At 72.8% G+C, this 13,690-nt stretch carries 10 protein-coding genes; 7 read left to right on the top strand and 3 right to left on the bottom strand.

The genetic code is table 11. The features are described from left to right. Positions 1 to 81 precede the first annotated feature (81 nt). Both MXD62_RS19680 and MXD62_RS19675 read left to right on the top strand, forming a co-directional pair. Positions 82 to 2,403, top strand: coding sequence for a protein kinase (locus MXD62_RS19680; RefSeq protein WP_248830984.1), 2,322 nt, complete (start codon positions 82 to 84; stop codon positions 2,401 to 2,403). A gap of 10 nt (positions 2,404 to 2,413) precedes the next feature. Continuing rightward, positions 2,414 to 4,801, top strand: a complete 2,388-nt coding sequence (locus tag MXD62_RS19675; RefSeq protein WP_248830983.1) for a serine/threonine-protein kinase — start codon at positions 2,414 to 2,416, stop codon at positions 4,799 to 4,801. A 522-nt stretch (positions 4,802 to 5,323) separates the two neighbouring features. Here MXD62_RS19675 and MXD62_RS19670 read toward each other — a convergent pair. Continuing rightward, on the bottom strand, positions 5,324 to 6,013 hold the full coding sequence (locus MXD62_RS19670) for a TetR/AcrR family transcriptional regulator (RefSeq protein ID WP_248830982.1): 690 nt from the start codon (positions 6,011 to 6,013) through the stop codon (positions 5,324 to 5,326). 104 nt (positions 6,014 to 6,117) lie between these two features. On the opposite strand from MXD62_RS19670, the gene MXD62_RS19665 reads away from it, so the two are divergent. The 4 genes from MXD62_RS19665 to MXD62_RS19650 all read left to right on the top strand — a co-directional run bounded on the left by MXD62_RS19665 (position 6,118) and on the right by MXD62_RS19650 (position 10,610). Continuing rightward, positions 6,118 to 6,960: a sugar phosphate isomerase/epimerase gene (locus MXD62_RS19665; RefSeq protein WP_248830981.1), complete on the top strand. Its 843-nt coding sequence runs from the start codon at positions 6,118 to 6,120 to the stop codon at positions 6,958 to 6,960. Beyond that, the gene (locus tag MXD62_RS19660; RefSeq protein WP_248830980.1) at positions 6,957 to 8,009 is read left to right on the top strand and encodes an alcohol dehydrogenase catalytic domain-containing protein; all 1,053 of its coding nucleotides are present in this window, start codon (positions 6,957 to 6,959) and stop codon (positions 8,007 to 8,009) included. The genes MXD62_RS19665 and MXD62_RS19660 overlap by 4 nt, the downstream gene beginning before the upstream one ends. A 113-nt stretch (positions 8,010 to 8,122) precedes the next feature. Then, entirely contained in the window at positions 8,123 to 8,938 is an 816-nt protein-coding gene (locus MXD62_RS19655; RefSeq protein ID WP_112105555.1) for an SDR family NAD(P)-dependent oxidoreductase, read from the top strand. 295 nt (positions 8,939 to 9,233) lie between these two features. After that, positions 9,234 to 10,610 (top strand): NADP-dependent succinic semialdehyde dehydrogenase, encoded by a 1,377-nt coding sequence (locus MXD62_RS19650; protein ID WP_248830979.1) that lies wholly within the window; start codon positions 9,234 to 9,236, stop codon positions 10,608 to 10,610. 80 nt (positions 10,611 to 10,690) lie between these two features. Here MXD62_RS19650 and MXD62_RS19645 read toward each other — a convergent pair whose 3' ends face one another. Next, positions 10,691 to 11,662: a phospholipid scramblase-related protein gene (locus MXD62_RS19645; RefSeq protein ID WP_248830978.1), complete on the bottom strand. Its 972-nt coding sequence runs from the start codon at positions 11,660 to 11,662 to the stop codon at positions 10,691 to 10,693. Positions 11,663 to 11,829: 167 nt separating this feature from the next. Further along, positions 11,830 to 12,843, bottom strand: coding sequence for an AraC family transcriptional regulator (locus tag MXD62_RS19640; RefSeq protein WP_248830977.1), 1,014 nt, complete (start codon positions 12,841 to 12,843; stop codon positions 11,830 to 11,832). Positions 12,844 to 13,085: 242 nt separating this feature from the next. Here MXD62_RS19640 and MXD62_RS19635 point away from each other — a divergent pair, with 242 nt between their 5' ends. Beyond that, positions 13,086 to 13,580: a DUF1772 domain-containing protein gene (locus MXD62_RS19635; RefSeq protein WP_248830976.1), complete on the top strand. Its 495-nt coding sequence runs from the start codon at positions 13,086 to 13,088 to the stop codon at positions 13,578 to 13,580. Positions 13,581 to 13,690 lie beyond the last annotated feature (110 nt).

Genomic DNA, 13,690 nt, shown 5'->3' with positions numbered 1-13,690 from the left:
CCCACGCGTCCGGGTCACCGGGCCCGGCGACACCGAGTGGAGGGGCCGAGCGGATGGCAGCGCGACGAGGGGGGTGGTGTCGTGGCCGTCGTTGACCGCGGGCGGGTGGCCGCCGCGCTGCCGGGCTACACGATCGGCTCCGAGTTGGGCGCCGGCGCGTTCGGTCTCGTGCTCGCCGCGCACCACCAGGAGCTCGACCGGCGGGTGGCGGTGAAGGTACTCGCCAACGCCGAGCCCCGGGCAGCCGTGGACTTCCGCACGGAGGCCCGGGTGCTGTCCCGACTCGACCATCCGCACATCGTGCGCACCTACGACTATGTGGCCCGTGGGGACGTGTGCCTGCTCGTCATGGAGCTGCTCGGCGGCGGCTCCCTGGCGGACCGACGGCTGCGCCCGGAGACCTCGTGCGCGGTCGTCCTCGCACTGGCCGACGCGCTCGCGGCCGCTCACGGGCAGGGTGCGCTGCACCGCGACATCAAGCCGGCCAACGTCCTGTTCACCGAGAACGGCCAGCCCAAACTCGCCGACTTCGGCATCTCCAAGGTCATCGAGGGTTCTGCCTCCACGGCCAGCCGGGTCGTCGGCACACCGAGGTACATGGCTCCCGAGCAGATCACCGGCGGGCGGCTGAGCCCCGCCACCGACCTCTACGCGCTGGCCGCCGTGCTCTACGAGCTTCTCTCCGGCAGCCCGGTGGTCCCGGGGCAGGTATCGCTGCCGGTGCTGCTGCGGCACCATCTCGAGGTCGTCCCCCCGCCGCCACCCGGGGTGCCCGGGCCGCTCGCCGACATGGTCATGCGCAGCCTCGCCAAGCGCCCCGAGGACCGCCACCCGGACGCACGCGCGTTCGCCGTCGACCTCGCCCGCGCCGCCACCAGAGTCTTCGGTCGGGGCTGGGTCGAGGCCTGCGGCGCACCGATCCGGATCGCCGACGACCTGCGCGCCCTCACCACCAGCCGGCTCAGTGGACTGACCGGTGCCGGCGGGGCGGGCGGGGACGGGCGGGTACGGCGACGCCCGCTGGCGTGGGCGGGGGTCGGCGCCACGGCGGTGCTCCTGGTGCTAACCCTCGCTCTCGGCGTGGCTGCGGGCGGCGGGGTCGGCTGGGCGCTGTGGCACCCCGAGCCGGCGGCGCCCACGCTCCAGCCGCCGGCCTGGCAGCCGGCCAGTCTGCCACTCGGAACGATCATCTCAATCTTCGGTGTCGAGGGCCTGGACATCTCTGGTGACGGCGGATCGGCGACCTTCGCGGTGTTCGACTCCCTGGGAGGGTTCGCGCTCGATCTGCCCCGTGGCTACATGTACCTGGCGGACTACTTCAACCATCGGGTCCGGCGCGTCGACCGCGACGGCATCGTCACGACCGTGGCCGGCAACGGCATCGCCGGGTTCTCCGGCGACGGCGGTCCGGCCACCAGGGCCCAGCTCCAGGCGCCCAGCGACATCGCTGTGGCGGGGGACGGGTCCCTCTACATCGCGGACTCCAGCAACAACCGGGTCCGCCGGGTCGACACCCACGGGATCATCACCACGGTCGCCGGGACCGGCGAGGCCGGGTACGACGGGCCGGTCGGCGACGACGGTCTCACCTTCTCCGGTGACGGCGTCCCCGCCACGAAGGCCATGCTGCGCACGCCCGCGGGCCTCGCCCTCGACGGGCAGGGCAACCTCTACATCTCCGACGAGTCCAATGAACGGGTCCGTCGGGTCGGCACGGACGGTGTCATCACGACGGTCGCCGGCAGCGGGGTCGCGGACGGCGGCGACGGCGACGGCCCGGCGACCCGCGCCTTCTTCCGGGCCCCGCAGAGCCTCGCGTTCGGGCCGGACGGCAGCCTCTACGTCGTCGACGGGGGCAACAACCGGATCCGGCGCGTTACCCCCGACGGGATGATCACCACCGTCGTCGGAACCGGGAAAGCCGGGTACTCCGGCGACGGCGGCCCCGCCACCGAAGCGCAGATCGACCCCTCGGGCGCCGCCATCGTCGTCGACTCGGCCGGCGCACTCTACTTCTCCGACCGGTCCCGGATCCGCCGTGTCGACGCCTCCGGCGTGGTCACCACGATCGTCGGCACCGGCGAGTCCGATCTCACCGGCGACGGGGGGCCCGCGGTGGACGCCCAGATCCGGCAGGTCTACGGCCTGGCGCTGGACGAGAGCCAGGGCATCCTGTATCTGTTCGACGGCGGCGCCGACCGGATGCGGGCCGTCCGGGTCGCGCAGCCGCCGTGCACGGACCCGCCCTGCCCGTCGCCCGCCGTCCCATCCACGGCGCGCCCGGCCCCCGGACCGTCGCCGAGCCCGGTCACGACGTCGACGCCCCCGGCATCGACCCCCATGGTCCCGTCGCCGACTCCGTCGCCCACGCCGCCGGTCGCGGCGAGCGTGGCCAGGACCTGAAGGAAGAGCCTTGCCCGCCATCGACCGCACACGCGTGGCCACCGCGCTCCCCGCCTACATCCTCGGGGACGAGCTCGGCGCGGGATCGTACGGGCTGATCCTCGCCGGCCGTCACCGCGACCTGGAGCGCGACGTGGCTGTGAAGGTCCTGCCGATCGAAGACCTCGGGGAAGGCACCTCCCTCACCGACACCTTCCGTGCCGAGGCGCGCTTGCTCAGCCGGCTCGACCACCCGCACATTGTGCGGATCTACGAGTTCGTCGGCCGGGAGGACTTCTGTCTGCTCATCATGGAGCTGCTCGGCGGCGGGACGCTCACCCGGCACCGGCTGCCGGCCGAGGCGGCCTGCGCCGTCGGGCTCGCGATGGCCGACGCGCTGGCCCACGCGCACGTCCGCGGTGTGCTGCACCGCGACATCAAGCCCGACAACATCCTGTTCACCGCCGCGGGTCAGCCGAAGCTCACCGACTTCGGTATCGGCGCGATGTTCGAGGGCGCCGCCGGTAGCGCGGACCATCCGGTCGGCACCCCCAGATACATGGCCCCCGAGCAGATCGCCGGTGGCCGGATCGGTCCCGCCGCCGACCAGTACTCCCTCGGCGTCGTCCTCTACGAGCTGCTCGCGGGCCGGTCGCCGTTCGACTCCGGACAGCCCGTTCCCGAACTTCTACGCCAGCACCTCGAGGAGGCCCCGCCCGCCCTCGGTGAAGTTCCCGCTCCCGTCGCCGATGTCGTGATGAAGGCGCTGGCAAAGGAGCCGGCGGACCGGCACGCGAACGCGGCCGCGTTCGGCGGCGCGCTCGCCGAGGCCGCCACCGCCTACGGGCCCGACTGGCTCGCCCGCGCCGGCCTGATCCTGCGCCTGCAGGAGATCCCGCTCCGCGACGGCGGGCCCAGGCGTCCTGACTCCGGTGGCTACGTGTTCACAGCCGCCACCGCGCGTCTCGAAGCACCCCCACCGCGCCCGGCTCCGAGCACTCCACCCGATGCCGACACGGGTGCCGGCGCTGACCTCCCGGCGCTGGACCCGCCGCGGACCCGCCAGGACCGGACCGAGGGCGGCACGGCACCAACGGACGTGGGAGGGGACAGCGGGGCCGGTGAGGCACCCGCTGCGACGGGCAGGGCCGGAACGGAGCGGGTCGCGGCCCCGGACGGCGATACCCACCCCTTCGCCGGCACCCCGTTCGGTGACCGTCGGTACGGCTGGGGCAGCCGTCGGCGCGTCGTCCTGACCGTCACAGGACTCCTCGCCGCACTCGCACTGGCCGTCACCGGCGTCGTTCTCGTCACCGCCGACGGCAGCGCCGACCCCGGAACCACGGTCGCCGAAGGCACCTCGCCCGAGGACGATGAAGGCGCCGCCGAGATCGCCATCCCGCGGCAGTTCAGCGGCTGGGTGGTCGGGGCCCACGGCGTCCTCTACCTCTCCGACCAGGCGAGCAACAGGGTGCTGCGCCGAGAGTCGAACGGAAAGGTCAGCGTCGTCGCCGGCACAGGGGCCGCGGGAACCGTCGGCGACGGCGGGCCGGGGAAGGCGGCCTGGCTCAACGGCCCGACCGGCCTGGCGCTGGACGCGGAAGGGAACCTCTACATCCTGGACGGCCACAACGGCAGCGGCCGGGTCCGCCGCCTGGACACCTCTGGCCGGATCACGACCGTCGCCGGGGGTGGAGGTACCTCCGCCTTCGCCCCTCGCCCGACCGGCCCGGTAGCGGCGACGTCGATCTCCTTCAGCTCCCTGGACGACAGCATCGCCCTCGACCCGGCGAACGGCGACATCTACATCGCGGACACGTCCCTCATCTACCGGATCGACGCCGCGGGCGTACTTACCCGCGTCGCCCGCGTCGGCCGCCCCAGCACCGCGGCCACCCCCCTGCCCGGTCAGATCGACCCCGATGCGGGCCTGCCGCGTCTCCTCGACGACTATCTCCTCAGCTTCGCCGTACGCGACGGCCGGATCTATGCCGTGGGCCTCGACACCAGCACCCTCCGGATGCTCGAGAGAAACGGAACCGTGCGAACGGTCGCCGGGACGGGACAACAGGGCTTCTCCGGCGATGGCGGCCCGGCGACCGCGGCGAGTCTCGACCTCGGAGGCACCGAGCTCTACAGCTCCCCGATCATCGCCATCGACGATGCCGGAGAGGTCTACATAGCCGACGCGGGCAATCACCGTGTCCGCCGCGTCGACGCGCGCGGAACCATCACGACTGTCGCGGGCAACGGCGACGCGCTCGGCGCACAGGACGACGGCCGGCCCGCCACCACCCAGCCGCTGTTCGGTCCGAACAAGATCGCGCTCGCGGACGACGGCTCCTTCTATATCGACAACGGCATCGTGATCCTCCGCGTCGACCCCCGGGGAATCCTCACGACGGTCCAGAAGCTCTGAGGCCGCGCCGAGCCCGCCGCGGGAGTGGTGGTCCGGGGAACCTCTGCCGGCGGGCCGTCTCGTGCTCCAGACACCTGCCGAAGGCGGCCCCGCGACGTTTCTGGGCGTGGGCCGGCGCGGGTCACGGATGTCCCGGCGAACCAAAGAAAACTCGGAGTCTCGGTGGCAGCCGGTGAGAAACCGCAAGGTTCTGCGGGCGTCACAAAAACCGGCTCGGCCAGCCTTCCGGGGTCCTCGAAAAAGTCAAAGGATTGCCCTTGGGAATGCTTGAAGAATGCGCAGGATATGCCCTCTGAGGTGGGCCATCAGGGACTCGAGCCCTGAACTCACCGGTTAAAAGCCGGCTGCTCGGTTCTGCGCGCTGCACGGGTGCGTGCGTGGTTGCGGGGATGTAGTGCGGCGCTCCGTTACGCGATTAGCACTGCGGCGAAATCCATCAGATAGGGAACCTGCCCCGGGTATCCGGATCTGCTGGATATCGGCCGGCCTGCGCCGAACCCGGCCTGGGCTGAGTGTGACGGGTTAGAAGGCGGCGGGGCGGACGGTGCGCATGACGTCGTCGAGGATGGTGGCCAGCGGGGTGCGGCCGTCGGTGGCCATCCAGGCGCGGTTTGCCGCCTCCATGCAGGCCAGCGCGGCGCCGATGACCGCGGCTGTGCGAGCGCCGGCGGCGGGGCCGGCCACCGGGTGGCTGTCACCCGGATGGCTGTCGACTACGGCGCCAGCTCCCGCGGGACTGTCATCCGCGGGTCCGGTTCCCGGGTAGCTGAGGCGTGCGGCGATCTGGGGCGCGAGCCGGTCGTGCCATCGGCATTGTTTTTCCAGGTTGCGGGCCTGCAACCCGGGATTGCCGTCGAGCATCTGCCGCATTGAGAGGGCGGCCTGCGGGTCGCTGGTCTGGTGGGCGATCAGGGCGTCGAAGGCCCGGCGCAGCGCGGTCCAGGCGTCCTCGTTCGCGGGGCGCTGGTCCAGGGCCTCGGCCAGGGACGTGCCGAGGGCGTCGAGGTGCCCCAGGACGACGTCTTCCTTCGACCCGAAGTAGCGGAAGAAGCTGCGGCGCGACATTCCGGCGGCGGCCACGATCTCGTCGATCGTCGTGGCCTCGTAGCCGTTGCGAACGAAGAGGTCCATCGCGACGGACATCAGCTCGGTCCGCACGGCGCGCCGGGTGCGCTCGCGGAGGTCGAGCCCTGCTGACACCTCACCCGCCACAGTCGTACTATACGCCGCGCCACACCTGCCCCAGGATATCGATGGTGGCATCGAGTGTCGTTTCCGGCGTAGTGTGCCGGGTGACTGAGGGGCAGGTGCCGCGGATGACCGGTTCAGCGGAGAGCATCGGCTGGGTGATGTGGTCCGGCACGGTGGGCCTGCAGCGCCCCCTAGCGGAGCGGGTGGAGGCCGCGGTCGCCGGCGGGTTCGGCCGCATCTCGATCAGCCCGCTGGACGTGGCGCTGGCCCAGGAGACCGGCACCGCGCCCGCCGAGCTGGGGCGGCGGCTGCGCGACCAGGGCCTCGGCATCGTGCTCGACGGGCTCATGAACTGGTACGGCGGCGAGCCGATGACGGCTTCGCGCTCCATCGCCTTCACCGCGGACGAGGTGCTGGACATGTGCGCGGCCCTGCGGCCCGCGGCGCTGACGGCGTTCGCCCGCCCGACCGGTGACCTCCCGGTCGAGGAGATCGCCACCGCGTTCGGGCAGCTGTGTGACCGCGCGGCGGAGTTCGACACCCTGATCCAGCTCGAGTTCATGGCCATGATGGCGATCAGGGACCTGCCGGCCGCGATGGCCGTCGTCGCGGCGGCGGATCGGGCCAACGGCGGCCTGGTGTTCGACACGTGGCACTTCTTCCGGGGGAACCCCGACTTCGCGGCGCTCGAGGCGCTCCCGGGCGACCGGGTCTTCGCGGTGCAGGTGTCCGACGGGCCCGCCGAGGCACCGGACGACATCGCCCGGGACACCTTCAACCGGCTGCTTCCCGGCGACGGCGGTTTCGACCTTGTCCGGCTGTTCCGCGTGCTGGACGGTATCGGCGCGCTCGGCTGGGTCGGGCCCGAGGTTCTCTCCCCGGCCACCGAGGGGATGCCCGCCGCGGAGGCCGCCGGCCTCGGCGCCGCCCGGGTGCGCGAACTGATCGACCAGGTCCGGGCGCCATGATCGCGGCGAGGTTACACGGCCCCGGTGACCTGCGCGTCGAGGAGGTCGACGAGCCCGAGGCGGCGGCGGGCGAGGTGAAGATCGCCGTGGCCCACAACGGGCTGTGCGGCACCGACCTCACGGAGATCTTCTCCGGGCCGCGGGCCTGTACGACGGTGCCGCATCCGCTCACCGGGGGCGTGCTGCCCCAGATCGTGGGCCACGAGTTCGCCGGGGTGGTCGCGGCTGTCGGGGCGGGCGTCACCGACGTCGCCGTCGGTGAGCGGGTCAGCGTGGAGCCGCTCTACTCCTGCGGTGACTGCGACCGCTGCCAGGCCAGTCTCCCCGAACTGTGCCGGCAGGTCATGACGCACGGGATCTGCTCGAACGGCGGCGGGCTGGCCCAGTTCACGACCGTCCCGCGGGCGATGGTGCACCGCCTTCCCGCGTCGATGTCGCTGGCCGAGGGCGCGCTGGTGGAGCCGATGGCGGTCGCGTTCAACGGCGTGCTGCGCTCCGGTGCCGAGGCGGGCGGATCCGCCCTCGTGTTCGGTGCCGGGCCGATCGGGATGGGCGTGGTGTTCGGGCTGCGCGCCGTCGGGGTGGCGGACATCCTGCTCGTCGAGCCGGCGCCGGCGCGCCGTGCCGCGGCGGAGCGGCTCGGTGTCGCCGACGTCCTCGACCCGAACACGACCGACGTCGCCGACGAGGTCCGGCGCCGCACCGGCGGTCGCGGCGTCGACGTGGTGCTGGACGCCGCCGGGGTGCCCGGGACGTTCGGGCTGGCCCCGGCCGTGCTGCGGGCCCGGGGGCGCTACGTCGGGATCGCGGTCGCCGAGCGGCCGGTCGAGTTCGCGCCGTGGGTGCTGGCCCGGGGGGAGATCGAGCTGACCGGGTCGCTGGGCTACGGCCCCGGGGTGTTCACCCGGGTGATCGATCTGATCGCGGGCGGCGCGTACCCGACGGCGGGGTGGGTCGACCACGTCGGCCTGTCCGACCTGCGCGACGCTCTACAAGATCTTCGCGACGGCCGGCGGATGAAGGTCCTCGTCGACCTGCCTGTCGGCTGACCGGCGGGCCGGGCTTCGCCCGCCGTCTTGGGAACGCCTGCAACCTCGGGAGAGCCGGCCACCGCGGAACGGCGCGACGGCGGGTACCCGCACCGGACACGGAAGGGCACAGTATGGAGACCGGGCTGGACGGCCGCACGGCGGTTGTCACGGGCGGGAACGCCAACATCGGACGGGGTATCGCCCTCGCCTTCGCGGCCGAGCGGGCGAACGTCGTCATCGTCGGCCGGGATGAGGAGCAGGGCCGTCGGGTGTGCGAGCAGCTGCTGGCCGCCGGCGCGGGGAACGTGCTGTGGCAGGCCGCCGACGTCACCGACCGCGCGCAGGTGGTCGCCATGGTGGCTGCCGTGCGGGAGCGGCTGGGCGGCGTCGACGTGCTGGTGAACAACGTCGGCGGCAATGTCGACCTCGACGCGTTCGCCGACTCGGACCCGGCGACGTGGGAGCGGGACATCTCGCTCAACATCATGAGCACCCTGAACTGCACCCATGCGGTGCTTCCCGGGATGATCGAGCGGGGGAGTGGGCGGATCATCAACATCGGCTCGACGTCGGGGATCGTCGGCGACCCGCTGCTCGCCGTCTACTCGGCGATGAAGGGCGCGGTGCACAGCTTCACCAAGGTGCTGGCCAAGGAGGTCGGTCGGCAGGGCATCACCGTCAACGCGATCGCGCCCTACGGGACCCTCCCCGAGGACATGAGCCGGGATGTCAGCTCGGGCAGCCGCTGGCATCCGGACGGGGTGTTCGCCCGGCTGGCCGCCACCCGGGGCCCGGAGCTGCACTCCATCGGCCGGCGCACGGTGCTGGAGCGTCAGACCGCCCTGCCCGCCGAGATCGGCGCCGCCGCCGTCTACCTGGCCTCGGACGCCGCCGCGTTCGTCACCGGGCAGGTGTTGTCGGTGGACGGCGGCACCCAGATCGCCTGACACAAGTAATCGCTCACTCTGTTAAAGTCCGGCTCGTGGCGGCGGGTGCCGGGGCGGAACGGCGAAGCCCGGTCGACCGGTTGATCGGCAAATTGGTGGGCAAACCGTGCCAGGCGCCGGCACGTCGCGGCGAGATCGGGGATTATCGCGTCGATCGGTGAGTGCCGCGCCGACGGCGGAGTCGGAACGGGCCCGCGCCGACGACGGGGAGTGCCCACTCCCCACGGCGGCCGTGGCTCGTGTCTGGGCGGCCAGGCGGGCAGATCCAGCGGGCAGATACAGCAGAGGGAGCGACATGGCGATCCAGTCGGTCAATCCGGCGACGGGCGCAGTGGTCAGGACGTTCGACGCGCTCAACGGTGACGAGATCGAGCAGCGGCTGGCCCTGGCCAGCGCCACGGCCGCCGTCTACCGCCGGACGACCTTCGCCGAACGGGCCGCGCTGCTGCGGCGGGCCGCCGACATTCTCGACGCGGAACGGCACGAGATCGCCGTGACGATGACGACCGAGATGGGCAAGACGCTGCGCTCGGCCGAGGCCGAGGCGGCGAAGTGCGCCAAGGGCATGCGCTTCTACGCCGAGCACGCGGAGTCGTTCCTCGCCGACGAGACGCTGGCCGACCCGGGCTCGGTCGGCGCGAGCCGGGCGTTCGGCCGGTACCAGCCGCTCGGCGTCGTCCTCGCGGTGATGCCGTGGAACTTCCCGCTCTGGCAGGTCGTCCGGTTCGCGGCGCCGGCGCTGATGGCGGGCAACGTCGGGCTGCTCAAGCACGCCTCGAACGTCCCGCAGTGCGCGCTGTACCTGGAGGACCTGTTCCTCCGGGCCGGGTTCCCCGAGGGCGCGTTCCAGACCCTGCTGATCGGCGCCGGGCAGGTCGAGGCGGTGCTGCGCGACCCCCGCGTCGCCGCGGCGACCGTCACGGGCAGCGAACCGGCCGGCCAGGCCGTCGCGTCCGTGTGCGGGCAGGAGATCAAGAAGACCGTCCTCGAGCTCGGCGGCAGCGACCCGTTCGTCGTCATGCCCTCCGCCGACGTCGCGCGCGCCGCCGAGGTGGCGGTCACCGCCCGCTGCCAGAACAACGGGCAGTCCTGCATCGCCGCGAAGCGCTTCATCGTCCACGAGGACGTCTACGAGCAGTTCGCCGAGCTGTTCGTCGCCGGGATGGCGGCCCTGAAGGTCGGTGACCCGATGGACCCGAGCACCGACATCGGCCCGCTGGCGACCGAGGGCGGCCGGCTCGACATCGAGGAGCTCCTCGCGGACGCGGTGAAGGAGGGCGCCAGCATCCTGTGTGGCGGGACGGCACCGTCCGGGCCGGGGTACTTCTTCCCACCGACCGTCGTCGGCGACGTCACCCCGGCGATGCGCCTGCACCTCGAGGAGGCGTTCGGCCCGCTGGCCACCCTCTACCGGGTGCCGGACATCGACGCGGCGATCGAGCTGGCGAACGTGACGTCGTTCGGGCTCGGCTCCAACGCGTGGACGACCGACCCGGCCGAGCAGGAGCGGTTCATCTCCGACCTGGTCGCCGGCGCGGTCTTCCTCAACGGCATGGTCAGCTCCCATCCGGAGCTGCCGTTCGGCGGCGTCCGCCGCTCCGGCTACGGCCGTGAGCTGAGCGCGGTCGGCATCCGGGAGTTCTGCAACCTCAAGACCGTCTGGGCCGGCTGAGCGAGCGGAGCAGCGCTGGCGCGGGCACCGGTAGCCGGTGCCCGCGCCAGCGGCTCAACCCAGGCCCTTCACGTTCTGCTTCAGTTCGAGTCCTGCTTCAGCGCGGTGTCGATGGTCAGGGCCGACGCCACCACGAGGCTCAGCATCGGCTGCGGCAGCGGCCGGTGCATCTGCACCACGTAGTTGTCGGCCGTGGTGAACAGCGTCCGGGCGAGGCCCTCCCAGGTCTTGGTCACCCGGGCGACCTCGGTGTCGTTCTGGTCGACGATGGAGAAGTTCCACGCCCGCCAGTTCTCGGCCTTGATCATCCCGAGGGTCGTGCCGCCGGCCTCCAGACCGAACCGGATCTTGCCGAACACGTTCTGCTGGACGATGCTGCCGACCTCCCGGCCGTCGGGCAGCGTCACGACCACCTTCGACTTGAACAGCTTCGCCGGTCTGGTCAGCACCAGCTGCGGCACACCGGCGGCGTCACGCACCTCAAGCCGGTGGGTGAGGAACTGGTCGACCGACGACACGAAGCGCACGGCCTTCTTCAACGCGCTCTGGCCGACCTCGACGACCGAGCCGATCTGGTTCCCGTTCTGGTCGAAGACGGCGTACTCGTTCGTCAACTCGATCAGCTTCGTCTTCTGGTTGACGACCAGCACCGGCTCGCTGAACAGCGAACCGCCGCCCTGCGCCGGCACGTGCACCCCGGCCTGCTCGCGGACCTGCCGCTGGACCCGGTCCGGGGTGTGGCTGGTCTGCACGGGCGGCGGCTGGTAGCCCTGCGGGCCGCCCCAGCCGCCCGGCCCCGGCCCGTTCTGGGACGGGACCTGCTGCCCCGGCTGGCCGTACGGCTGCTGAGCCGCGGTCTGCTGGGGCTGGCCCTGCTGTTGGTACTGCCCGGGCTGCTGCTGACCCGGATGCGCCGGGCCGTGGTGCGCCGGGGCGGGCTGCGGGGGCGGTGCCGGCTGGGTGTGGTCGGTCCACGTGTTGCCGTCCCACCATCGAGCGCCGGGCTGCCCTGACGGGTCGTCGTACCAGCCTGGCGGCACGCTCTGTGACATGTACCCACTCTGCCACTCGCCGGTCGTCCGGAGTGTGGCCGGGCAGGGCGCCGGGCCATCCCGGGACGTCGGTTGGGCGACAGCCGGTGATGCCGGTCCGTCCCGGTGCTCGGCGGGCCACGCTGCGATGGCGTCCCGGCGCCCGCTGACCGGGTGGGAGTCGGTGGTCAGCCGGGAGAGGAACCCTCGGCTGGTCCGCCGCCGCTCACGAGCGACGGCAGGCTCGCCTGCTCACCGCGGGCCCGAGCGCGGTACTGCTGCGGGCTGACGCCGTACCGACGGCGGAACGCCGTGCTGAGGGCGAACGGACTGCCGTAGCCGACCTGGCGGGCCACCGCGCCGACCGTCGCCTCAGGCTCCTGGAGCAGGTCGGCGGCCAGTGTGAGGCGCCAGCCGGTCAGGAACGCGATGGGGGGCTCGCCGACCAGGCTGGCGAACCGGCGGGCGAACGACGCGCGGGAGACACCCGTGGCCGCGGCCAGGGCGGCGATCGTCCAGGGGCGCTCGGGGTGGTTGTGCAGCAGCCGCAGCGCGTGGCCGACGACGGGGTCGCTGTTGGCCCGCCACCACGGCGGCGCGTCGGTGTCGGGGCGGGCGAACCACGCCCGCAGCGCGGTGACGAGCAGCAGGTCCAGGAGCCGGTCGAGGACGGCGGCCTGGCCCGGGTCGTCCCGGCCGATCTCCTGGGCGAGCATCGCCACCAGCGGGCTGTCCCAGTCGTCGGCGCGGACGACGGCCAGCGTCGGCAGCGCGTCGAGCAGCCGGCGGCTGACCTCACTGTGATGCTGGTACGTCCCGGTGAGCATGGTTGTCGGCGGAGCCGTCGCGCCATCGTGCTGGTTCCCCCAGGTGCGCACGCCGAGATCCATCTCCGCGGCGAGGCTCTCGCCCGACAGCGTGGTGCAGACCTGCCCGGGATGGATCACGATCTGCGGTGGGGTCGCCGGGTCGTCGGCGACGACATACGGGTCGGGCCCGCGGGCCACGGCCACGTCGCCCGCGCGCAGCCGCACCGCGGGGCCGTCCCGGGGGAGAACCCAGGCCTCGCCGTGCACGACCGCGACGACAGTCAGCGGCGCCTGGTCCCTGATGAGCATCGACCAGGGCGGGGACATGACCGAGCGGATCGCGAACGCCCCCCGGGCGCGGGGCCCGTCCAGCATTCCGGCCAGGGCGTCCATGAGCCGGAATGATAGTGATCCACCGGCGGCGGGTGGCCGGGTTGGCTGACCCGGCGGTGGTGCGTGGCATCCGGCCGTGGGCGGGGCCTGGTGGACGTCCGCGTATGGATCCGAGATTCTGGGCCATGGGCCGTCTCAGCCGGCCGGGCTTGACTGGATCGCATGACGACGAACGCGACGACCACCATGACCGGGCGCGCCGGCCCGGCGCCCGGCGCTGCCGACAGCGGCCAGGAAATCCGATGACTGAACGAGTGCTGGCCCCGCTCACGATCGTCTCGGCGGTCGGCTCGGGCGTCGTGGGCGGCGTCTTCTTCGCCTTCTCCGTGTTCGTGATGCGGGCGCTCGACGGGCTGCCGCCCGCCCAGGGCCTGCAGGCGATGCAGGGCATCAACCGGTGGGCGCCCACCGGCTGGTTCATGACGGCCCTGCTGGGCACGGCGCTGACCTGCGCCGTCCTCGGCGTCTCGGCGGCGCTGGACCTCGACCGGCCGGGCGCCGCCCTGCGCCTCGTCGGCAGCGTGCTGTACCTCGTCGCGATCGTGGTGACGATCGTCTACCACGTTCCGCGCAACGACGCGCTGGCCGGGGTGTCGCCGGACGACGTCGACGCGGCGCGGCGGTGGGCGGAGTACCTGCCCAGCTGGACCGCCTGGAACCACGTCCGGACGATCACCTCGATCGCGGCGGCGGCGGCGCTCACCGTCGCCGCCCGCGTCGTCGAGCAGGCGAGGTGAGACCGGCCCACCGGGCCGGGGGGGCCCCCCCCGCCCCCCCCCCCCCCCCCCCCCCCCCCCCCCCCCCCCCCCCCCCCGGGCGGCCGCCCCCCCCCCCCCCCCCGCCCCCC

The organism is Frankia sp. Mgl5 (assembly GCF_023242985.1).
Taxonomy (GTDB): Bacteria; Actinomycetota; Actinomycetes; order Frankiales; family Frankiaceae; genus Parafrankia; species Parafrankia soli.
Note: the sequence above shows the minus strand (reverse complement) of the source record. Positions and strands in the feature narration are given on the sequence as shown.

What these genes read in the sequence shown, in the direction of transcription:
- MXD62_RS19665 (WP_248830981.1), top strand. Translation starts at nt 6,118, where the DNA reads ATGACCGGTTCAGCGGAGAGCATCGGCTGGGTGATGTGGTCCGGCACG.
- MXD62_RS19660 (WP_248830980.1), top strand. Translation starts at nt 6,957, where the DNA reads ATGATCGCGGCGAGGTTACACGGCCCCGGTGACCTGCGCGTCGAGGAG.
- MXD62_RS19655 (WP_112105555.1), top strand. Translation starts at nt 8,123, where the DNA reads ATGGAGACCGGGCTGGACGGCCGCACGGCGGTTGTCACGGGCGGGAAC.
- MXD62_RS19650 (WP_248830979.1), top strand. Translation starts at nt 9,234, where the DNA reads ATGGCGATCCAGTCGGTCAATCCGGCGACGGGCGCAGTGGTCAGGACG.
- MXD62_RS19645 (WP_248830978.1), bottom strand. Translation starts at nt 11,662, where the DNA reads ATGTCACAGAGCGTGCCGCCAGGCTGGTACGACGACCCGTCAGGGCAG.
- MXD62_RS19640 (WP_248830977.1), bottom strand. Translation starts at nt 12,843, where the DNA reads ATGGACGCCCTGGCCGGAATGCTGGACGGGCCCCGCGCCCGGGGGGCG.
- MXD62_RS19635 (WP_248830976.1), top strand. Translation starts at nt 13,086, where the DNA reads ATGACTGAACGAGTGCTGGCCCCGCTCACGATCGTCTCGGCGGTCGGC.